At 55.1% G+C, this 21740-nt stretch carries 22 protein-coding genes and 1 other RNA gene; 4 read left to right on the top strand and 19 right to left on the bottom strand.

Features of this window, described 5'->3' with window-relative positions; genetic code table 11:
• Positions 1–90: 90 nt before the first annotated feature.
• From emrB to RTN40_RS06055, 12 genes are all read right to left on the bottom strand, one after another.
• A complete protein-coding gene (gene emrB, locus RTN40_RS06110) occupies positions 91–1638 on the bottom strand; it encodes a multidrug efflux MFS transporter permease subunit EmrB (RefSeq protein WP_312227695.1) in 1548 nt (515 codons plus the stop codon).
• 5 nt (positions 1639–1643) lie between these two features.
• Complete coding sequence (emrA, locus tag RTN40_RS06105; protein ID WP_312227694.1) at positions 1644–2819, bottom strand: multidrug efflux MFS transporter periplasmic adaptor subunit EmrA; 1176 nt, start codon at positions 2817–2819, stop codon at positions 1644–1646.
• 122 nt (positions 2820–2941) lie between these two features.
• On the bottom strand, positions 2942–3472 hold the full coding sequence (gene mprA / locus RTN40_RS06100) for a transcriptional repressor MprA (RefSeq protein ID WP_042387615.1): 531 nt from the start codon (positions 3470–3472) through the stop codon (positions 2942–2944).
• Positions 3473–3635: 163 nt separating this feature from the next.
• Positions 3636–4820, bottom strand: coding sequence for an MFS transporter (locus RTN40_RS06095; RefSeq protein ID WP_312227693.1), 1185 nt, complete (start codon positions 4818–4820; stop codon positions 3636–3638).
• 126 nt (positions 4821–4946) lie between these two features.
• The gene (gene proX, locus RTN40_RS06090) at positions 4947–5942 is read right to left on the bottom strand and encodes a glycine betaine/L-proline ABC transporter substrate-binding protein ProX (protein ID WP_312227692.1); all 996 of its coding nucleotides are present in this window, start codon (positions 5940–5942) and stop codon (positions 4947–4949) included.
• Between the two features lie 62 nt (positions 5943–6004).
• Positions 6005–7081 carry a glycine betaine/L-proline ABC transporter permease ProW gene (gene proW / locus RTN40_RS06085; RefSeq protein WP_312227691.1) on the bottom strand — a complete coding sequence of 359 codons (1077 nt, stop codon included), beginning with the start codon at positions 7079–7081 and terminating at the stop codon, positions 6005–6007.
• On the bottom strand, positions 7074–8276 hold the full coding sequence (gene proV / locus RTN40_RS06080; protein WP_312214056.1) for a glycine betaine/L-proline ABC transporter ATP-binding protein ProV: 1203 nt from the start codon (positions 8274–8276) through the stop codon (positions 7074–7076). Before proV ends, proW begins: the two co-directional genes overlap by 8 nt.
• A 353-nt stretch (positions 8277–8629) precedes the next feature.
• Positions 8630–9592, bottom strand: a complete 963-nt coding sequence (gene nrdF / locus RTN40_RS06075; RefSeq protein ID WP_312227690.1) for a class 1b ribonucleoside-diphosphate reductase subunit beta — start codon at positions 9590–9592, stop codon at positions 8630–8632.
• Between the two features lie 10 nt (positions 9593–9602).
• On the bottom strand, positions 9603–11747 hold the full coding sequence (gene nrdE, locus RTN40_RS06070; RefSeq protein WP_312227689.1) for a class 1b ribonucleoside-diphosphate reductase subunit alpha: 2145 nt from the start codon (positions 11745–11747) through the stop codon (positions 9603–9605).
• Positions 11720–12130 carry a class Ib ribonucleoside-diphosphate reductase assembly flavoprotein NrdI gene (nrdI, locus tag RTN40_RS06065; RefSeq protein WP_312227688.1) on the bottom strand — a complete coding sequence of 137 codons (411 nt, stop codon included), beginning with the start codon at positions 12128–12130 and terminating at the stop codon, positions 11720–11722. The genes nrdE and nrdI overlap by 28 nt, the downstream gene beginning before the upstream one ends.
• Positions 12127–12372 carry a glutaredoxin-like protein NrdH gene (gene nrdH / locus RTN40_RS06060; protein ID WP_312227687.1) on the bottom strand — a complete coding sequence of 82 codons (246 nt, stop codon included), beginning with the start codon at positions 12370–12372 and terminating at the stop codon, positions 12127–12129. Before nrdH ends, nrdI begins: the two co-directional genes overlap by 4 nt.
• Before the next feature lie 181 nt (positions 12373–12553).
• Positions 12554–12988, bottom strand: a complete 435-nt coding sequence (locus tag RTN40_RS06055) for a carboxymuconolactone decarboxylase family protein (RefSeq protein ID WP_312227686.1) — start codon at positions 12986–12988, stop codon at positions 12554–12556.
• Positions 12989–13076: 88 nt separating this feature from the next.
• On the opposite strand from RTN40_RS06055, the gene RTN40_RS06050 reads away from it, so the two are divergent.
• On the top strand, positions 13077–14417 hold the full coding sequence (locus RTN40_RS06050; protein WP_312227685.1) for a PLP-dependent aminotransferase family protein: 1341 nt from the start codon (positions 13077–13079) through the stop codon (positions 14415–14417).
• Positions 14418–14457: 40 nt separating this feature from the next.
• On the opposite strand, the gene RTN40_RS06045 is transcribed toward RTN40_RS06050, so the two are convergent.
• The gene (locus RTN40_RS06045; RefSeq protein WP_312227684.1) at positions 14458–14784 is read right to left on the bottom strand and encodes a DUF883 family protein; all 327 of its coding nucleotides are present in this window, start codon (positions 14782–14784) and stop codon (positions 14458–14460) included.
• Positions 14785–14945: 161 nt separating this feature from the next.
• Between RTN40_RS06045 and RTN40_RS06040 the strand changes: the two genes are divergently transcribed.
• Complete coding sequence (locus RTN40_RS06040; RefSeq protein WP_312227683.1) at positions 14946–15290, top strand: DUF2002 family protein; 345 nt, start codon at positions 14946–14948, stop codon at positions 15288–15290.
• Positions 15291–15302: 12 nt separating this feature from the next.
• On the opposite strand, the gene alaE is transcribed toward RTN40_RS06040, so the two are convergent.
• Positions 15303–15752, bottom strand: coding sequence for an L-alanine exporter AlaE (gene alaE / locus RTN40_RS06035; protein WP_312214071.1), 450 nt, complete (start codon positions 15750–15752; stop codon positions 15303–15305).
• 272 nt (positions 15753–16024) lie between these two features.
• On the bottom strand, positions 16025–16204 hold the full coding sequence (locus RTN40_RS06030) for a hypothetical protein (protein WP_042387590.1): 180 nt from the start codon (positions 16202–16204) through the stop codon (positions 16025–16027).
• A 239-nt stretch (positions 16205–16443) separates the two neighbouring features.
• Here RTN40_RS06030 and RTN40_RS06025 point away from each other — a divergent pair, with 239 nt between their 5' ends.
• Positions 16444–16602, top strand: coding sequence for a YqaE/Pmp3 family membrane protein (locus RTN40_RS06025; protein ID WP_103818182.1), 159 nt, complete (start codon positions 16444–16446; stop codon positions 16600–16602).
• Between the two features lie 42 nt (positions 16603–16644).
• On the opposite strand, the gene RTN40_RS06020 is transcribed toward RTN40_RS06025, so the two are convergent.
• The 4 genes from RTN40_RS06020 to ssrA form a co-directional block, all read right to left on the bottom strand.
• Positions 16645–18057, bottom strand: coding sequence for a DNA cytosine methyltransferase (locus RTN40_RS06020; RefSeq protein WP_312227682.1), 1413 nt, complete (start codon positions 18055–18057; stop codon positions 16645–16647).
• Positions 18058–18112: 55 nt separating this feature from the next.
• Entirely contained in the window at positions 18113–18949 is an 837-nt protein-coding gene (locus RTN40_RS06015) for a glycerophosphodiester phosphodiesterase family protein (protein ID WP_312227681.1), read from the bottom strand.
• A gap of 149 nt (positions 18950–19098) precedes the next feature.
• On the bottom strand, positions 19099–19743 hold the full coding sequence (locus RTN40_RS06010) for a helix-turn-helix domain-containing protein (protein ID WP_312227680.1): 645 nt from the start codon (positions 19741–19743) through the stop codon (positions 19099–19101).
• A gap of 449 nt (positions 19744–20192) precedes the next feature.
• Positions 20193–20555, bottom strand: a transfer-messenger RNA (tmRNA) gene (gene ssrA / locus RTN40_RS06005).
• 575 nt (positions 20556–21130) lie between these two features.
• Here ssrA and RTN40_RS06000 point away from each other — a divergent pair.
• Positions 21131–21740 (top strand): BapA prefix-like domain-containing protein (locus tag RTN40_RS06000; protein WP_312227679.1); only part of this gene is annotated, 610 nt, incomplete at its 3' end.

Below are 21740 nucleotides of genomic sequence, written 5' to 3'. Positions count from 1 at the left end.
TTGTCTTTTCACTATCGTGAAGCGATTTCAGGAGCACGGCTTTATCAGGACGGACAATCCCTGTCGCAGTCCGGTCAATTTACTTGGCGATCAGTGCGCGCCACCGCCGCCGCTGCCTGCACCAAACGGCGGTTTAGCAAACCACACCAGTCCCAGCATGATCACAAATATCCCCGCGGACATCCAAAATATCTCGTTGGCCGAGATAATCAGACCCTGGTTGGTGATCTGCTGGGCTATCCAGCCGGACGCCTGCTGCTGTGACATCCCCATTCCCTGCAGCTGGTCATACATGGCCTGGGCGTTAGGGTTGTAAGGGTTCACCGACTCCGTGAGCTGGGCGTGGTGCAGCGATTCCCGGTTGGTCCACAGCGTGGTGGTAATGGACGTACCGATGGAGCCGGCCAGCGTACGCGAAAAGTTCGACAGGCTGGAGGCGGCCGCAAGACGCTCAGGCGGCAATCCAGAGAGGATGATGGTCGTCAGCGGCATAAAGAAGCAGGCGACGGCAAAGCCCTGGATAAACTGCGGTAGCGCCGAGGCGGCAAAGTCCATGCCCGGCTCGAACGTATAGGCGCGCCAGTAGAAGCAGACCGCATACATAATAAAGCTGAAGGTGACCAGCCGACGCATATCCAGCTTGTGGGCGAAGCGACCGATGATCGGCGACAGGATCACCGGAATGATCCCCACTGGCGCAGAAGCCAGCCCCGCCCAGGTGGCCGTATAGCCATAGACCTCCTGCAATAGCTGCGGCAGCAGCACAATCGCGCCAAAGTAGAGCATGTAGGCCATGCTGATACAGAGGCAGCCAATAGTGAAGTTGCGCGACTTAAACAGCGAGAGATCGACTATCGGGTTCTCGTCGGTCAGCTCCCAGACTATCAGGAAGCTCAGCGCCACCACCGCCACAATGGTCAGGATGATGATCTCCCTGGAGTTGAACCAGTCCAGCTCTTTCCCCTGGTCGAGCATCACCTGCAGGCTGCCAATGCCGATCACCAGCAGCGCCAGCCCGACGGCGTCAATGCGTCGCTGCTCGGTGCGGGTTTCCCGACCGCGCAGGCTCTGCATCGCCATGATCACCACCACGATGCCAATCGGCACGTTGATAAAGAAGATCCAGCCCCAGTGGTAGTTATCGCTGATATAGCCGCCCAGGATCGGGCCGCAGATTGGCGCAACGATCACCGTCATCGACCAGAGCGCCAGCGCGATAGAGCGCTTCGCCGGCGGGTAGTTGCTGAGCAGCAGGCTTTGCGACAGCGGGATCAACGGTCCGGCAACGATCCCCTGCAATACGCGGAAGAAGATCAGCATGTTGAGGCTGGTGGACATGCCGCACGCCCAGGAGGCGATGGCGAAGGCGATGGTCGACCAGAGGAACAGCTTCACTTCACCAACGCGTTTCGCCAGCCAGCCGGTGATGGGAATGGAGATAGCGTTTGCCACCCCAAAGGAGGTGATCACCCACGTCCCCTGGCTCAGGGATGAGCCAAGGTTACCGGCAATGGTAGGGATCGCCACGTTGGCGATGGTGGAGTCCAGCACCTGCATAAAGGTCGCCAGCGACAGCGCAATGGTCATAATGACCAGCTGCGCCCCCTCCAGCGGTTTTCTCGGTTGCGTAGCGCTCATCAGGGTTAGCCCGCGTTGGCCTGCACGATATCGTTAATCAGGGTATTCACCGGCTCGAGGCCGATCTCCCGCGCGTTACTTTCGTAGGCTGGCGTAGCCCGGGCCTGGCTGGCCAGCACCTGACCGTCACGGTTGCTGGTATCTACCGTGACCAGCGTAGAGAGACCAATACGCAGCGGATGCTGTGCAAGCTGGTTGGCATCCAGCTCAATACGCACCGGCAGACGCTGAACCACTTTGATCCAGTTCCCGGTGGCGTTTTGCGCCGGAAGCAGCGAGAAGGCGCTGCCGGTACCCATATCGAGGCCAACCACTTTACCGGTGTAGGTCACCTCATCGCCGTAGATATCACTCACCACGGTCGCGCTCTGGCCAATGCGCATATGCGCCAGCTGAGTCTCTTTGAAGTTGGCATCGACCCACAGGCCAGAGGCCGGCACCACCGCCATCAGCGCGGTAGAGGGGCTGATCTGCGCCCCAGGCTGTACTGCACGACGGGAGACATAGCCGGTCATCGGACTGACGATTTTGGTACGCTGCAGAGCGAGCCAGGCGTTGCGCACTTCAGTGGCGGCCTGCTGCACCGCAGGCTGATCTTCCAGGCGGGTGCCAAGGATCATTGCCTGGTTAGCGTTATACTGCTGAACCGCTACGTCGAGCTGGGCCTGGGCGCTGGTTACAGCGTCGCGGGCGTGCTGCAGCTCTTCGCGGCCAATCAGATTGGCGCTACCCAGCGGCACGCGGCGGTTGAGATCGCTCTGCGCCTGGGCGAGAGCGGTTTTCTGCACCTCAATGTTGGCCTGATACTGCTTGCTGTTGATCATCATCTGGCGGGTCTGGCGCACGCTGGAGGCCAGCTCGGTCTGCGCTTTCTCAAACGCCTGCTGGGCATCGGTAGGATCCAGCGTGACCAGTACGTCGCCTTTTTTCACAAAGTCGGTGTTGTCAGCCCAGACTTTCGTCACGCTGCCGGACACCTGCGCCATGATTTGTACCTGGTTCCCTGCCACGTATGCGTCGTCAGTCTCTTCGTGATGACGCAGAACTAAAAACCAATAGATCCCATATGCCACGGCAATAACGATAAAGAGCAAGGCCAGAATAAGCAGGATGCGCGTACGCTTACCCTTCTTATTGTTGACCGGTTGCTGCGGGGTTTGACTCTCCGCATTTGCGCTCATGTTTGTTCTCCACGATCTTATTATTTCACATCGGCTGAGCCGACCTGTTCACCAAAAGGCCAGCACGCTGTGCTGGCCTGGCAATTTCTTATTTAATCAGGATTGTCGTGCGGATCGTCGCGTTAGCGCAGCGCCTCAAGGATGACGTCTTGTTCATCCATCTCATCCAGGCGCGTCAGCAGCTTACGGGTAATCTGCTCAAGCTGCTCTTTCTCTTCAACGGTAAGCGAAGACCAGAGCTGATGCAGGCAGTTATGCTGCGGGGGCAGCACCTGACGTAAAAATTCATGACCTTTATCAGTCAGCTGCAGATGCAGGCAGCGGCGATCGTTATCGCTCTCACGGCGTTCGATCCAGCCGCGTTTTTCAAGCTCATCGGCAATACGGGTCGCGTTAGTACGGGACGAACCCAGCGCACAGCTCAGCTCAGAGGGTTGAATACTGTGGTTTTCCTGAGACTCCAGCGTAATTAACGCCATAAATAACGTCTCGTTAATCCCTTGAGCTTTCAGCATCTTATTGCGGTTATCCAGCAGCTTCCCCTGCATGTGCATACACAGACGGGTAAGGAGGATCTCGTTAAACGGGAAATCCTCATAGCGACTGGCGCGAAATTTTAGCATTTGTTCAATGGGCGTAAACGAACTATCCATTTTGGGCATGACCTCATTAGTTACAGCCGATATAGTAACGATAGTGACAAATAAAGTAAATGTATTAATTGTGGATATACATTTAGGAACTGAAACCGTCACCAAGCGGGGGATACCTTACCACCCCCGCCGTTACCTAAGTCAACAAAAGGTCAATGAACGACTACTCCGTAGCCGATTGCCGGTGATAACCGCGCCACCAGACCAGCAGATTGAGCAATGCCACCACGCTGCCCGCGAGGCAGACGCCGCGCCAGCCGTCGTGCTGCCAGGCGCTGGCGGAGATCAGCGATCCGGCCGCGCCGCCAATAAAGTAGCTGGTCATGTAGCCCGCAGTGAGACGGTTACGTGCCTCTGGCTTAACGCGATAGATCACCGTCTGGTTGGTGATGTGCACACCCTGTACCGTGAGATCCAGCACGATAATACCGACGATCAGCGCCAGCGCCGAGGCGTGGCCGAACCAGATGGCGATCCACGACAGCAGGAGCAGCAGCAGTCCCCAGGTGGTGGTCAGGTGCGATTTACCGCGATCCGCCAGGCTACCCGCTGGACGTGCGCCGAGCGCACCCGCCGCGCCTGCCAGGCCGAACAGGCCGATGACGCCTTCGGAGTAGTTAAAGGGCGGGGCAGCGAGCAGGAAGGCCATAGAGGTCCAGAGGATGCTGAAGTTAGCAAAGGTGAAGCAGCCCAGCATGGCGCGGGTACGCAGCAGCCTGTCGCGGGTAAAGAGGGAGAACACCGAGCCGAGCAGCTGGAAGTAGTTGAGGTGGTTGTCCTGCTTGACCTTGGGCAGGCCGCGCCAGAGGGCAAACGCCATCACCACCATCAGGACGGTGGCCACCCAGTAGACCGTACGCCAGCCGCCGAGGTTCGCCAGCAGTCCGGCCACGGTGCGCGCCAGCAGGATCCCCAGCAGCAGGCCGCTCATGATTGTCCCTACCACCTTGCCACGCTTCGCCGGTGTGGCGAGGGTCGCGGCCAGCGGCACCAGAATTTGCGCCACGACGGAAAAGAGACCGGTGAGGGCGGTACCGAAGATCATCATTCCCAGTGACTGGCTGGAGGCGGTGATTAACATGCCGCCCGCCGCGAGCAGGGTCATTACCACGATCATCGTGCGGCGCTCAAACATATCCCCCAGCGGCACCAGCAGCAGCAGGCCTGCCGCATAGCCGAGCTGGGCGGCGGTCACGATAAAACCGGCCTGGCTGGAGGAGAGCGAAAAGGCGCGTGCAATGGTATCAAGCAGGGGCTGGGCATAGTAGTTACTGGCAACGGCGAGACCGGTAGCCACGGACATAAGCACGATCAGCGCGGGGCTGAGCGGATGGGTAGATTTAGTCATGGATAGAAGATCGTCAGATAAATGATTATTTATCATAACGAATCCGCCGGAGCGTGGGGAGGGATCGTGTGTCGGTTCGTGCGCTTGAAAAAATACTCCCCCACCGGCTGGTGAGGGAGAGAGAATTTACTGCTGAGCGGCCAGCGCCTCTTTTACCCAGCCATCAAACTGCTGCTGGTGGGCTTTGATCCAGCCATCGACATGGCCCTGGATATCCGCTTCCGACGCTTTACCCGCGTGCATCATTGCGTTCTGGGCATTGATATCCGCCAGCGGCAGCTTCATGACGGAGAACAGCTTCGCCGCCGCCGGGTTTTTCTCTGCCCAGGCTTTGTTGGCCACGATATGCATGGTGTTAACCGGGAAGCCATAGTTCATGCCGTTCGGCAGCTTGGTATCGATATCTTTCTGCTCGCCCGGCAGGGAGGAGAACGGTACCTGTAACCAGACAACGTCGCGGCCCGGCTTCATCACGTCGCTCACCCAGTATGGAGTCCAGGTGTAATAGATGATGGGCTTGCCTTCTTTGAAGCGGGCAATGGTGTCGGCCATCATCGCGGAGTAGTTGCCGTGGCTAACCTCAACGGTTTTCTCCAGATCGAAGGCTTTGTTCTGGTGGTTAATCACCGCTTCACAGCCCCAGCCCGGCGAGCAGCCCATCATGTCGGCTTTACCGTCACCGTTGGTATCGAACAGTTTGGCGATCTTTGGATCTTTCAGCTGTTCAATATTGGTGATGTGATACTTCTCGGCGGTTTTCTTATCCACCAGATAGCCCTGAGCTGCGCCGGAAACAAAGGTGCCTTCGCGGTAGAACTTCTTGTCACCACCGGCCGCGGCGTACATGTCGTCATGCAGCGGCTGCCAGTTAACGGCGGTGAAGGTGGCATCGCCGGAGGCGATAGAGGTGTAGCCGACGTTATAGTCCACTTCGCTGGTTTTATTCACGGTGTAGCCGAGCTTCTCAAGGGCGCGGCTGACCAGCAGGGTCTGGAAGGACTCTTCGGAGATGGTGCTCTGTACCGGCTGAACGGTAATGCCTTTGCCTGGCAGGTCAGCGGCGAAAGTGCTGGTTGAGACAAGGGTGGCAAACGCTGTGGCAATAAGTACGTTATGTCGCATCGTTGTTCCTTAATTATGGAGGGCTTATAGGCCCGGCAGGCGCAGCGCCGCCGGGCAAGAACTTACTTAATGAAAGGGCGGGTGATTAACCCAACCGGGCCGGAGGTATACCAGCGACGGTTACCACGGCTGCGGGAGTCGCGGCCAACGGCCTGGGTCAGGCGGTCAAGGATGATCGCCAGGATCACAATCCCGACGCCGCCCACGGTAGCGAGGCCCATATCGAGACGGCCGATACCACGCAGTACCATCTGGCCGAGACCGCCGACGGCGATCATCGAGGCGATCACCACCATCGAGAGAGCGAGCATCAGCGTCTGGTTAACCCCGGCCATGATGGTCGGCATCGCCAGCGGCAGCTGCACTTTAAACAGCATCTGACGCGGGCTGGCCCCAAACGAGCGTGACGCCTCGATCAGATCTTCCGGCACCTGGTTAATCCCCAGGATGGTCAGCCGCACGATCGGCGGCAGGGCGAAGATAATGGTCACCACCACGCCCGGCACGTTACCGATACCGAACAGCATGACGATCGGCACCAGGTAGACAAACGCCGGGGTCGTCTGCATTGCATCCAGCAGCGGACGGATAATTTTCGCCGCTCGCGGACTGCGCGCCAGCCAGATCCCCAGCGGCAGGCCGATCACCACGCAGAAGAGCAGGGCGGTCAGCACCAGCGCCAGGGTGATCATTGCCTGCGACCAGGCACCGATCGCGCCGATCAGGATCAGCGACACCAGGGTGGCGATCCCCATGCCCGCGCTACCGAACTGCCAGGCAATCAGCGCAAAGACCACGATGGCGACCGGGGCAGGCATGCCCAGCAGCAGCTGCTGGAAGCCGTTAAGGATATAGTCCACCGGTACGCGGATGCCCTGGAACACCGGACGGAAGTGGGTAACCACCCAGTCGATGCCGGTAGTGACCCAGCTGTCCAGCGGGATCAGCGTCTTGTGGAACGGATCCATGATATTGAAGTGTTCCGGCGCAGGCGGGGCACTGGTCAGCCAGTCTGCGCTGCCGCCGTCCGTCGGCGCGGGAGCTGGCGTGCCCCAGGCGTCTGCGGACTGTGTAGCGGTAGTTTGTGCGGCGCTGTCCGCCGCCTCGGTGGTTCCCCACGGATTAGATTGATCAGCCATTGTTTGCCCCCTCGCGATCTAAAGCCTGCAGCAGCATCCGTTTTGAGATGATGCCGACGTACTGTTGCTCTTCACCCACTACCGGCACGGCACAGGGTGCCTGACCTACATGGGAGAGCAGTTCGCTAAGCGGCGTCTCTGCGTCGACCGGAGCCGGAGAGTCGATTAATGCCGCGTCGATGCCCTGCTGCTGGCTGAGCGCCGCCTTCAGGGAGTCGATGGAGACGGTGCCGACAAACTTGTTGCCGCGCTCGATGACGTAGCCATACTCGCGATCCTCGTCCTCCAGCAGCTTCAGCGCCGAGCGCGGGCCGAAGCCAGGAGCTTTACGCAGCAGTCCAACCGGGCTGCGGCGGGCAATATCCTTGGCGCTAAAGACCTGGCTGATATCCACCCCGCGGAAGAAGGTGCGCACGTAGTCATTGGCCGGGTTGTTGAGGATCTCATCCGGCGTGCCGACCTGCACCACTTCACCGCCCTGCATAATGGCGATGCGATCGCCGATGCGCATGGCTTCGTCGAGGTCATGGGAGATAAAGACAATGGTGCGCTGCTGGCGGGACTGGAGCTTCACCAGCTCGTCCTGCATCTCGGTACGGATCAGCGGATCGAGAGCAGAGAACGCTTCGTCCATCAGCAGAATATCGGGGTTGATTGCCAGGGCGCGGGCAAGGCCAACGCGCTGGCGCATACCGCCGGAGAGTTCATCCGGGTAGGCGTGAGCGTAATTCTCCAGCCCAACCTGACGCAGCGCATCCAGCGCTTTGGTCTGGCGCTCACCGGCAGGCACTCCCGCTAATTCCATACCGAAGGCCGTATTATCCAGCACGGTCATGTGTGGCATTAGCGCGAATGACTGGAAGACCATCGCAATCTTTTTCCTGCGCACCTCACGGAGTTCGGCATCTGATATTTTGGCGATGTCCACGCCATCAATCAGCACCTGCCCGCGGGTGGGTTCAATCAGGCGATTGAGAAGGCGAACCATGGTCGATTTCCCCGATCCGGAGAGCCCCATGATGACGAAGATCTCGCCTTCTTCAATGGCCAGACTGGCGTTGATAACGCCAAGGGATAGCCCTGTTTTTTCCAGAATCTGTGCTTTCGAAAGTCCTTTTTCGATATATTTGAACGCCCTCTGCGGGTTGTCGCCAAATATTTTATAGAGGTTCTTTACTTCGAGTTTAATTGCCATGCAATAAAAAGGTTCCCGTATTTATTTATATCAATAACAATCCTGATGGAAATAATGACCGGGCTATACCCTAGCACAGTGAGAATCTGAGACAACCCTCAATTGCACTCTGGCATGGAAATTGCCGAACCGCGAATGGCGCGACTTCCAGTGATATAAGGGCCTGGCGGCGATATGCGAGGGGCGCAATTTTTTTGTTACGGCAACGGAAATTACTCCGAATTTAGACAATTCAGAGGAATAATTAGCAGGGGTTAACAGTAAGCTACAAAGAAATAAATTTGTAATATGAATGACGGTTTTGGGAAATATCCTGGCGGCCCGGGCGGAAATAGGGACCGCCGAAATAGCAATTAAAAATCCCAGTCCGCGTCTTCGGTTTCCACCGCTTTGCCCATGACGTAGGAGGAGCCGGAGCCGGAGAAAAAGTCATGGTTTTCATCGGCGTTCGGTGACAGCGCCGCCAGAATAGCCGGGTTCACGTTGGCCATCTCCGGTGGGAACAGCGCTTCGTAGCCGAGGTTCATCAACGCCTTATTGGCGTTGTAGCAGAGAAACGCTTTCACCTCCTCTTCCCAGCCGGTTCCCGCGTAGAGCGCCTCGGTGTAAGCCAGCTCGTTATCGTAGAGATCCATCAGCAGATCGAGGGCGAAATTTTTCAGCGCCTCCCGCTCGCCAGCATCCGCTTTTTCCAGCCCGCGCTGGTACTTATAGCCAATGTAGTAGCCGTGCACCGCCTCGTCGCGAATGATCAGCCGGATGAGATCGGCGGTGTTGGTCAGCTTGCCCCGGCTGGACCAGTACATCGGCAGCCAGAAGCCGGAGTAGAACAGGAACGACTCCAGAAAAACGCTGGCGATCTTCTTCTTCAGCGGCGCGTCGGCGGCGTAGTGCTGCAGAATAATCTGCGCCTTACGCTGGAGCGGGGCGTTCTCCTCGCTCCATGCGTAGGCGGCGTCCACGTCGCTGGTCTGGCAGAGGGTGGAGAATATCGAGCTGTAGGAGCGGGCGTGCACCGCCTCCATAAAGCTGATGTTGGACATCACCGCCTCTTCGTGGGGCGTAATGGCATCTGCCATTAGCGCCGGTGCGCCGACGCCGTTCTGAATGGTGTCCAGCAGCGTCAGGCCGGTGAAGACGCGGATCGTTAGCTGCTGCTCGGCGTGGCTTAGCGTTTGCCAGGCGGGAATATCGTTTGACAGCGGCACCTTCTCCGGCAGCCAGAAGTTGCTGGTCAGCCGGTTCCAGACCTCCAGATCCTTATCATCCTGAATTATGTTCCAGTTAACGGCGCTAACGCGTGATAAACGGCTCATCCTCTTCTCCTTACAGCGCGCATGACACGCAGCCTTCAATTTCGGTGCCTTCCAGCGCAAGCTGACGCAGGCGAATGTAGTACAGCGTTTTGATGCCCTGCTTCCAGGCGTAGATCTGCGCCCGGTTGATATCGCGGGTAGTGGCGGTATCCGGGAAGAAGAGGGTCAGGGAGAGGCCCTGATCGACATGACGCGTGGCCGCCGCGTAGGTATCGATGATCTTTTCCGGGCCGATCTCATAGGCATCCTGATAGAGATGCAGGTTATCGTTGGTCATAAACGGGGCAGGGTAGTAGACGCGTCCGGTTTTCCCCTCTTTGCGGATCTCAATCTTCGACACGATGGGATGAATGCTGGAGGTCGCATGGTTGATATAGGAGATAGAGCCGGTAGGCGGTACGGCCTGCAAATTCTGGTTGTAGATGCCATAGCGCATCACGTCGTCACGCAGTTGACGCCACATCGCCTGCGTCGGCAGAACGATCCCCGCTTTGGCAAACAGCGCGCGCACGGCCTCGGTTTTCGGCTGCCAGCTCTCCTCAATATACTGCGTAAAGTAGTCGCCGCTGGCGTAGCGCGACTGCTCAAATCCGGCAAAGCGCTGTCCACGCTCGCGGGCCAGCATCATGGAGGTGTTCAGCGCATGCCAGGTGACGGTGTAGAAGTAGAGGTTGGTAAAGTCGATCCCCTCTTCGCTGCCGTAGGCGATGCCCTCCCGGGCCAGGTAGCCGTGCAGGTTCATCTGTCCGAGGCCAATGGCGTGCGACGCGGCGTTGCCTGCCTCAATCGAGGGCACGGAGCGAATGTGGCTCATGTCCGACACTGCCGTTAGCCCGCGAATGGCGGTCTCTACGGTGCGGCCAAAGTTGGGCGAGTCCATGGTATGGGCGATATTCAGCGAGCCAAGGTTACAGGAGATATCGTGCCCGATCCGGGCGTAGTCGAGGTTCTCGTCATACTCCGAGGCGCTGTTGACCTGCAAAATCTCCGAGCAGAGGTTGCTCATGTTGATCCGCCCGGCAATCGGGTTAGCGCGATTTACCGTATCCTCGAACATGATGTACGGGTAGCCAGACTCGAACTGGATCTCCGCCAGCCGCTGGAAGAAGTCGCGCGCGTTAATGGTGGTCTTGCGAATACGATCGTCAGCGACCAGCGCGTCATAGTGCTCGCTGATCGCGATATCACCAAAAGGTTTGCCGTAGATGCGCTCGACGTCGTAGGGGGAGAAGAGCGCCATTGGGGCGTTCTCCTTTGCCAGGCGGAAGGTGACGTCTGGGATCACCACGCCTAACGAGAGCGTTTTAATGCGGATTTTCTCATCGGCGTTCTCCCGCTTGGTATCGAGGAAGCGCAGGATATCCGGGTGGTGGGCGTGCAGATAGACTGCGCCTGCCCCCTGGCGTGCCCCCAGCTGGTTAGCGTAGGAGAAAGCATCCTCCAGCATCTTCATCACCGGGATGACGCCGGAAGACTGGTTTTCAATCCGCTTGATTGGCGCACCCGCTTCACGCAGGTTCGATAGCAGAAAGGCTACTCCGCCGCCGCGCTTGGAGAGCTGGAGCGCCGAGTTCACCGCCCGGCCAATCGACTCCATATTGTCTTCAATGCGTAGCAGGAAGCAGGAGACCAGCTCCCCGCGCTGCTGCTTGCCAGCGTTTAAAAAGGTAGGGGTGGCGGGCTGGAAGCGGGCCGAGAGCATCTCTTCGGTAAGCTGACGGGCCAGCGCCTCATCACCCTGGGCCAGGGTCAGGGCAACCATTACCACCCGATCCTCAAAGTGCTCCAGGTAGCGCTTGCCGTCGAAGGTTTTAAGCGTATAGCTGGTGTAGAACTTCCACGCGCCGAGAAAAGTCTGAAAACGAAAACCGCTGCTGTGGGCTGTGGCAAAGAGATCGACGACAAATCCCTGGCCGTAGCGCGCCAGCACGCTGCCGTCGTAGTAGCCCTCGTTCACCAGATAGTCCAGCCGCGTCTGCTGGCTGGCAAAGGTCACGGTGTTGGGCAGCACATGCGCCGTGTGGAACACCTCCACCGCCTGCCGATCTTTCTCAAACTGAATGTGACCAGATGAATCATACAGATTCAGCATGGCATTCAGCGCATGGTAGTCCGGCGCGGCCTGCATCACGCGCTCTGCGGTTGTCGTTGCCAAAATTCGCTCACTCCTTTTCGCACGTTATCGAGATCCTGCTGCGTGCCCATCAGTTCAAAACGGTAGAGGTAAGGGACGCTGCATTTTTGGGAAATCACATCCCCGGCACGGCCATAGGCATCACCGAAGTTACGGTTGCCAGCAGCAATGACGCCGCGGATCAGCGCCCGGTTTTGTGGATCGTTCAGAAAGCGGATCACCTGGCGCGGCACCGCGCCTGCCGTACCGCCGCCGCCGTAGCTGGGAACGATCAGAATGTAGGGAACGTCCACCTGAATGCGTTCGCGCTCGTTAAGCGGAATGCGCACCGCCTGCAGCCCGAGACGCTCAATAAAGCGCTGCGTATTTTCCGAGCTGCTGGAGAAGTAGACGAGGGTGCTCATGCGCTGGCGACGCGGGAGGCGGGCAGCAGGCGGTTAATCATATCCGGACGGAAGCCGGACCAGCTGGTTTCGCCTGCAATCACTACCGGTAGCTGGCGAAAACCCTGCTCACGCAGCGTGTCGGCGGCTTCCGGATCGAGGTCGATATTCACCATCTCAAACTCAACGCCGCGGCTCTCCATGGCCCGTTTTGTGGCGTGACACTGGACACAGTCGTTTCGAGTGTAAATATTAATGCGCATGATTCGTATTCCCATCTATAATGGCAGGTCGGCGCGAAAAATCGCACCGGGATATGTTGTTCTTGCTTACAGGAATACTAGATGTAGTTATAAAAATTATCAACCACGCTATATATAGGTTTTAGGGATGATTTATGCCCCACCGAAGGATTCGGCGGGGACGGAAGGTTTTTGGCTGAAATTACAGGCGCATGGCAACGGCGAGGCGGTTAAAGGCATTCATCAGGCTAATGGCACAGGTCAGATCGCTCACCTGCTCAGCGCTAAAATGGGCCAGCAGAGGCTGGTAAACGCTCTCTTCCGCGTGGCTGTCGGCAATATGGGTGACCGACTCTGCCCACGCCAGCGCCGCCTGCTCTTTATCGCTAAAGTGATGACTGATACGCCACCCTGCCAGCGCATCGAGTTTTGCCTGCTCAACGCCTGCTTTACGTAGCGCCCGGCTGTGTTTGTCGAGACAAAATGCACAGCCGTTGATCTGCGAAACGCGCAGGTAGATAAGCTCAATAAACGTGTTATCAAGCGAGCACTGCTCCAGCGCCTGGCCGGCCTGAATAAGGCCGTTATAGATGGCTGGACTAAGTTCATAGAAAGGCTGGCGTAGTAGCTGGGTCATGACTCTTCTCCTCGTTAAGATGGCGAAAATGTAGCACTATGATGGTCTGCTCTGGAGAGCCATATTTTGATTAAAAAGGCAGACCATAATGGATGCACGCTATCAGCAAATTGCCCGGCAGCTTAAGGCCGCCATTACTTCAGGAGAGTTGAAAGCCGGAAGCCGTCTGCCGTCGAGCCGGACATGGGCTCAGGAGAACGGCATCTCACGCACAACGGTTGAGCAGGCTTACGGGGAGCTGGTGGCGCAGGGGTGGCTGGAGCGGCGCGGGCAGGCCGGTACCTTTGTAAGCCAGACCTTACCTGCGGCGGTGGCGGAGACGCCCGTCGTACAGTCCGGCGGTGAACATGAGCCAAAACCCTTTCAGATGGGGCTGCCCGCGCTGGATCTCTTCCCGCGCGCGCTGTGGGCGCGGCTGACCAGCAGACGCCTGCGCACTCAGTCGCGCTTCGATCTCACGCTCGGGGATCCGGCAGGGGAGGCCATTTTGCGCCATGCCATTGCCGACTATCTGCGCTTTTCCCGCAGCATTGAGTGCCAGCCGGAGCAGATATTTATTACCTTTGGCTATGCGCAGTCGATGAGCCTCATCCTGCAAACGCTGGCCAGCCCAGGGGATGGTATGTGGGTAGAGGATCCCGGTTTTCCGTTGATCTATCCAGCCATTGATAGTGAGGGGGTACAGCGTCTTCCTGTGCCGGTGGACCAGAACGGGATGGATATCGATGCTGCAATGCATCGCTGGCCACAGGCGCGTTTTGCATTGCTTACGCCTGCCCATCAAAGCCCACTGGGCGTTGCGCTGTCGCTGCCCCGGCGCAGGCAGGTGCTGGCGTGGGCGGCGGAGAACTCAGCGTGGATTATTGAAGATGATTATGACAGCGAGTTCCGCTATCACGGCAGGCCGCTGCCGCCGCTTAAGAGCCTTGATGCGCCGCAGCGGGTGATCTACACCGGTACGTTTAGCAAATCTCTGTTTCCGGCTTTACGCACGGCGTGGATTGTCGTGCCTGCCGCCAGGGTAGCGGCATTCCGCCAGCGAATAAACAGCACCCAGTGCAGCGTTCCTACCCTGTGGCAGTATGCGCTTGCGGATTTTATTCAGCAGGGACATTTCTGGCGTCATCTGAAAAAAATGCGGCTGCACTATGCTCAACGACGCGCCTGGCTGGAAGCGGCGCTTGTTCACTATGGATTTCACGTGGTGCCCCAGAGCGGCGGCATTCAGCTGGTGGTGGAGCTTGATGGTGATGACAAAAGTATCGTTGCGCGAGCGCAGCAGAAGGGGCTGGCGGTACAGGCCCTGAGCGACTGGCATAGCGCACGTCCTGGGCGGAGCGGGATCCTGATGAGCTTTACCAATATTACGTCTGCAGAGAAGGCGATGGAGTGGGTAGGGCAGTTATACGAGGGAGAATATGCGGGATAAAATTAACCCCGTGAGGATTAGCTCACGGGGTTAAGGGTATTTATCGACGAAGGCTTAACAGCGCGCCAAGGAAAATCCCGGCGGCAGCGGCAGCACCTACGCTGCACCATGGCCTGTCTTTTACAAAGCTGTCCGCACAGCCTGCTACGTCGCTTGCTGCCTGCGTAACGCGGTTACGGCCATGCAGCTTGGCTCGCGTTTTTTTCAGCAGCGCTTGCGCTTTACTGCGGGCACCGTCTGCATCATCTTTTGCATCGCTTCCCCAGGACTTCAATACCGCCTCCAGAGAGTCCGCTAGCTGGCTGACATCATTATTAATATCGTCTACGCCTGCATCTACGTCGTTACGGTTTGGTCTTCTAAGCATATGATCCTCCCTTGATTTCGATGTAATAGTCAGTGTAGCGCAAAATTTTAACCTCTGACGCGAATCACGACTTGACGCGTCGTTTATGGACTTTTCCGAAAGCGTTGCTAATGCTCAATACGGTAAGGTGGCGCAGCAGTAGCTGATGACGAGGAAAAAATATGTATTTACGACCCGATGAGGTGGCACGCGTTCTTGAGAAGGCGGGATTTACCATGGACGTCGCGACGCCAAAAGCCTATGGCTACCGTCGCGGAGATAACTATGTGTATGTGAATCGCGAAGCGCGGATGGGACGTACGGCGCTGGTCATTCACCCGACGCTAAAAGAGCGCAGCCAGTCGCTGGCTGAACCCGCTTCGGATATTAAAACCAGCGATCACTATCAGCATTTCCCGCTCTACCTGGGTGGCGATGCGCAGGAGCACTACGGTATTCCGCATGGTTTTAGTTCGCGCATGGCGCTGGAGCGTTATCTGACTGGACTATTTGGCGAGTCGGCCTGACTCGCCACGCCATCAGGCTTTAGCCTGATGATAGCTGCTGACCCGGAACAGGCGACGGCAGTAATCAAGGAAGTAGCCGTAGGCTGCGCCCATCACCATTGAAACCACGATATTTGAACTGACGGCAGCAGCGATCTGATGCCAGTCAGCGCCTACCGTTAACAGGATCGCTACGTACACCGGCGACTGAAAAGTCACATACGCCAGCACATCCGCCATGTTTTTAACCCAGCCAGCGGGAGAGTACCGCCGGGCGAGACGCATAAACGCATCACGGTAGAGGCCATAGGGCCATGCAATGATGATATTGACCGGGATCGCCACCAGCCGCGAGGAGAGGGACTGCTCGAACGTCATTCCCGAAAGAAATATCTCAATTAGCATGTTCACGACTGAACAGTAAACAACCATCGCAAACGTGTCTGCCATGGCGTGACGCAGGCGAGACTGCGGAGAGAACATGCTAATGCTCCTGTATAAAAACAGTAAAAGGGAATGTTTTGCCAGCGTTTTACGGTGCGGCTTTGATTGTGCATAGATTATATCTCTACCTGTCAACGCACAACTAGCGTAAAATTTTTATTTATCACGCTTTTGTCGATAACATTCTCTGCGGCTGACTGTTTTTTATCCGCTGCGTTATTTTTGTTGGGGATGGGGTATAAGGATTTATTTATCAGGGACTTGAGAGGAAGGGGTACGGTGAGCCGTTGCTCACCGTAAAAGGGATACCTTTAGCAGACGCCGAAGTTGCCCTCTTCTTTATACAGAGTGACATCAGCTGCCTTAATCGTTACCTTTTCACCCTGCTCGTTGCTGGCCGGTACGGCAACAATCTGGTCATCATTGACTTCAACTACTTTAAGTTTCTGGCCGCCGATGCGGGGCTGAACATAATCACCAACTGAAAACATACTCTCTCTCCTCTCTTTTGATGCATTCACTATAGGCCAGGCCACCGGCCTGAGAAAATGGGCACGATCGATTATAACTATCGTTCAACACCTTAAGACAGATTAAGCCGAAGTTTAAGGGTAAGTAAAAGAGGGTAAAAGCTCGGGGCGAAAGTGGCAGAGTGACTTAAAATAGCTACGCTTAAAGAGAAAATCTCTTTTTATACAGCCACCTGGATAAATTTTACACGGGAGTAATTATGGGTTTCTGGCGAATTGTACTAACGATTATTCTGCCTCCGCTGGGCGTCCTGCTTGGTAAGGGCTTTGGTATGGCGTTCATCCTGAACATCATTCTGACTCTTTTGGGTTATATCCCGGGTCTGATTCACGCCTTCTGGGTGCAGTCTCGTCCGTAGCGGGGCTTACGGGCAGCATACCTGCCCGTAGTTTTCACTCCGCTAGCGTTTTTTAACCGCTTCCAGAATATAGGGTTTCAGCAGCTGTGCTACGGCTGCGAAAACCGGGACCACGACGGAGTTGCCAAACTGGCGGTAGGCCTGGGTATCGGAAACCGGAATACGGAACGGTGCCTGCCCCGGTTTCTCAAAGCCCATCAGTCGGGCGCACTCCCTTGGCGTCAAGCGCCGGGGCCGTCGCAGCTGATTTTCAACGTTAGAGAAGTCAGCTTCGCCGATCGCCCGATCCCAACCCCTGTCGATGAGGATCTCTGACCCATCTTTGTAGTAGCGAGCCGACAGCGTACGGGCAACGCTCTCTGCACGCGTTGGATCGACCAGTCCAAAGCCGAAGCCGTTACCCCGGGCCTGATGTTTTTTGGCATAGTACCAGAGATAGTGCCAGAGTTTTTCAGACAGGATGTATTTGCTGTCAGCGTCCGGCTGCAGAAGCTCGCCAAAGGTGGGGCGACGTTCAGGATAAAAACGCGATACGTCGCGCAGGGTAAAACCGTTATGGATGCTCAGATCGCGCCGGAACCCGACCAGTACGATGCGCTCCCGGTGTTGCGGCAAAAAGTGTCTTCCATCGATGACTTTAGGATCGTCTTTCCCCACTGCCGCTGCGTCGGCTACCTCATAGCCCAGCTCATCCAGCGTCGCCATAATAACGGCGAAGGTTTTGCCTTTGTCGTGGCTCTTTAAATTCTTTACGTTTTCCAGCACGAAGATGGCGGGCTTTTTGGCTTTAATAATCCGTGCGACGTCGAAAAAGAGCGTACCCTGCGCCTCGCACTCAAAGCCGTGCGCCCTGCCAAGAGCGTTCTTTTTACTGACCCCTGCCAGACTGAACGGCTGACAGGGGAAACCCGCCAGCAGCACGTCATGATCGGGGATAGCATCGTCAATATGTGCATAGGCCTCTGTTTCAGATATGTCTTTATCAGCGCTAAGCGTGACCTCGCGGATATCCTGGTTAAACCGGTGAGACGCTTCGTCATTAAACCAGTTGGCCTTATAGGTACGCACCGCGTTTTTATTCCACTCGCTGGTGAATACGCACTGTCCGCCGATGGCCTCAAAACCGTGACGAATGCCCCCGATGCCGGCAAAAAGATCGATAAAGCGAAAAGCATAATGGGGATGTTGTGCTGGAGGGGAGGGGAGCATCTTATGTAACAGCTCTGCCTCCAGCGCCGTTAAGGATTTTGGTGCGCTCTTACCGTTCACCCAGCGGTTTAGCGTCTCCCGGCTCCACTCGCTCTTGCCCAGCTTTCGCAGCTGTTCGGCCACGTATTTTTGACCATAGATGGCCAGAACCCGATCGAGCAGCTTTCTGTCCTGGGCCTGCTGCTGCTCCTCTTCAGTGCGCGCGCGTTCCAGCAAATCCTGCGCTATTACATCAAATTCCGCCATAAGCTCTCCTTGGGTTTAATGCGTGAAAATATATCACTCATTTAACCCAGCGGAACTAAGATTTCTTGCTAAACAGCCCCGGGGATTCGACAAGCACTCCGTCGGCATGCAGCGTCTGCGCCGTCTTGTAGATAGCTTTATCATTATCACCAAGCAGAATAATCTTTGCTGACGTGTTGTTTTTGAAGCAACGTATCGCTTCGTTAATCTGCGTCTGCTGCGAAGCCTTTGATGCAGCTGATGGGTATTTCAGGCCATACCACTTCTCCATGGACGAAGAAGGAATATCGCAGCGATGATTTGTAATGATGTCTGCAAGCACTGTCTGCGTCGCACTTCCACTCTCAAAGCGGTCGATAGTATCGGGGAGTGCAGCCAGGTAGCGTTCATCCGTTGCGTATACGCGCACCCGATCGACGCTATGGCTGGCTTCCAGCGTATCTTCCAGCAGCACGGAGATAAGCTGGGGAGGAACGTTAATTGCCTTAATATCAAGGAAGAAAAAGGTATTTGGCCACCTCTTTAACACCTCTGCAAGGGTAGGAATTGAGAGATTTTTACCTCGCCAGGGGTACGCAGGTTTACCATACCAATACCCTGCATCCGCTCGCTGGAGATCACCAACGGTATAGGCGGAGACCGGACCTTGAAGATTGGTTAATGTTTTCAGATCGGCAGGCCGATAGAGAACGATTTCATTATCTTTAGTAAGCTGCAGGGTGAGCCATACGGCATCAGCCCCGCTATCGACAGCTTTTTCGATGGATAAAAGCGTATTCTCCGGCACGTCTGCCATACCACCACGGCATGCGATGATGAGCGGCTCTGAGGCCAGAGCCATTAAAGGTAATATCAGATTTACTAAAAATAGAAGCTTTGATAAAAAACGCATTGTAAGGTTCTCTGTAAGCACGGCGGCGCTGTTAAATTATCCTTTTTCCCATTAAAAATTTTGTTTAAAGATGGCATGTTTATTTTATTCATATGAGTGATACATTCACGTGGTCAATTATTGACGGATTAAAGCTCGATAAATGGATATTAAAACCTGTCGGGTAAGTTTCTGCTGATACGAATAAGCTTTCCTTTCTCCATCTCTATAAAGCCTCCTGCTTTAAGCTCTGACAGGATTTTCAGGATAATGCTTCGCGATAGCCTTGAAAAGGTCTGCATATATTTTACGACGGTATATCGCTCTTTGAGGGTACAGGTGGTCTCACTGTCCATATAGAGGAGATTGCTTCTGATGATTTCATATGCCGACTGTAGCCCGGACATTGCACTCCGCGCGGCCAGCTGGTTTATCGTCGCAATCATGATGTTTATGAGGTCAGGCCAAAGTCGTTGGGTTTCAATAACCTTTATAAAGTCGTCGACGCTTACCGAGTCAACCATACAGGGAGAGATGGATTCATACTGAGCAAGCGCGCCGGCAGAGCTGAGCTGGCCGAGGCCAATGATCGATGGGCTTACTACGATACCCAGGTTTTGTTTTTTTTCGTTTTCACCCACTGCGCCAATCATCGCGCCCTCAAGCAAAAAGTAAATTTTCCTTGATTGGTTTTCACCTCTTTTCTTTATTGGCAGGGTTTGGCCAGGTTCAAGGAGGCAGGGTTTAGAGATAGAGAAATGGGACAGAATTTTTTCGATTGAATCGCGTGGCTTTTCTATATGGCGGAGATCCATTCTTCTTCCTTATCCTTATTGGGATATATTGAAGGTGGATATAGTATCGTTTGGAGAGAACATAAGAAAAGTCATGAAGGGATAATAAATGAAGTCCATCATTTTAATAATGGTTTGATAATTTTTTTAACGGTTTTTTATTGATTTCACAGAGAGGTAGCAGCGAGAGGAATATGATGGCAGACAAGCGAGTCATCCGTGAATCGGTGGATCATTAACGAAGAGGGATCGTAAGCCGGAGGAACGCTGCCAGCTAAGGGTGCAGGCCAGGCAGGATAGGTTATCGTTATCAGGCGCGGCATGAATGTCTGAAAGCTGGGCAAGGAGCATAGAGCTTACTCGATGGGAGAAAAGGTATGAGTATAGACAACAAAAAAGCCCGCAGGCTTACGCCGTGCGGGCTCTTAGGACTTCATCGGATGACTCTGGTAATCACCGATGGAGAATTTTGGTGGAGCTGGCGGGAGTTGAACCCGCGTCCGAAATTCCTACATCCTCGGCACTACATGCTTAGTCAGTCTTTACATTCGCTTGCCAGCTGCGGACAGACACGCCACTAACAAACTAGCCTGATTAGTTTTAACGCTTCAACCCCAGGCAGGGCATCCGCGCGATCTCTTTTGGGTTTGACCTCTCTTGATCCCCGTCCTAAGAGCGGAGGCTAGGGAGAGAGGGCTCGAAGCAGGTTATTAAGCTGCTAAAGCGTAGTTTTCGTCGTTTGCGACTATTTTTTTGAGGCTTTTAACGAGGCAAACCTCCCCTCGGCATGCACCTTGGGTTTCGCAAATCCCGTCGAATCCAGAATCAGCCCCAATGTGTTGACTACAGTATAACAGGTTTTGCCGTTGGCGCACCAGTCCATATCGCTACAACATTCGCATGAGCTGCAGTTGCTTAAAGTATGACCAGTGCCGGTCTGGCTGAACGGAGGTGCTTCGTTGCTGTAATATGACCAACCTTATTCACTACATGCATTAAAGAAGAATATATCCAATATTTCCTATATAGGATATATCGTAACGCCAGTGATTCTTTTTCATTAATTATTAGAATTATATTTATTTATTAAGATGACTATTTCAGCGGCGCTTAAATAAAGGCTAATTCGTTAAGAATATATTCTGTATTTTAAAAAATTGTGAAAATTTGTGACTTAAGAGTTTGCCTAATTTCAGAGTATTGATTATATATTTTAATGAGATCATTTCTGCGTTTCGGTTATGGATAAGGTGGTAATTGGTTAAATATCAATAACTTGTAAAAATATCGTTTCGTTATCAGCAATCTGCCTAATTTCTGCCATTTTATTTTGGTTATGCCCTTTCTACGCCAAAAATAAAGCTGGCAAATGCACAAAATAGCGCCCTAAATAGCAAGAGGACATTATATGGCTCCCCAAATTAGCCCTGCTGGCTCAGTGGATATTATAAATCAAAGAACTGGTGACGTCGTTAGCCAATATGCCCAAAGTGCCGATCGCGTTGTTAATCTTACGCAAACAAGCATTGTTCGTATTAATGCCTCGCCTGAGTCTGTTAATTACTATCAGCGCGAAGGAAACGACCTGATCGTCCATATGAATGACGGCACCACGGTACGCTACCAGCGCTTTTTTGTGCTTGATGAGAATGGCTTACACAGCGAACTGATCTTTGAAGATAATCTGGGTTCACATCACGCGGTCTTCCCCTTTGCAGACGCCGCCGCGCCTGCCACGGCAGAGACAGTCGTGCCGGCCCTCTCTGAAGCATCGTTAGATTCTCTGGTTGGCGCAGGGGGAATTTCTGCACTGGCCGTGTTGGGTGGGGTAGCAGCAGTCGGGGGTATTGTCGGTATTGCCGCCGCAGCGGGAGGTGGTGGCGGCGGCAGCAACCGTCAGGAAGCAGAGGATAACGGCGTTCTTCCGCCCATTGATGGAACGCCGCCGGATGATGGCGGTACCACGCCGCCGGATGATGGCGGTACCACGCCGCCGGATGATGGCGGTACCACGCCGC

The sequence above is a fragment of the Pseudescherichia sp. genome (assembly GCF_031987975.1).
Classification (GTDB): domain Bacteria; phylum Pseudomonadota; class Gammaproteobacteria; order Enterobacterales; family Enterobacteriaceae; genus Pseudescherichia.
The sequence above is the reverse complement of the archived record's forward strand: the minus strand, read 5'-3'. Positions and strand labels throughout refer to the sequence as shown.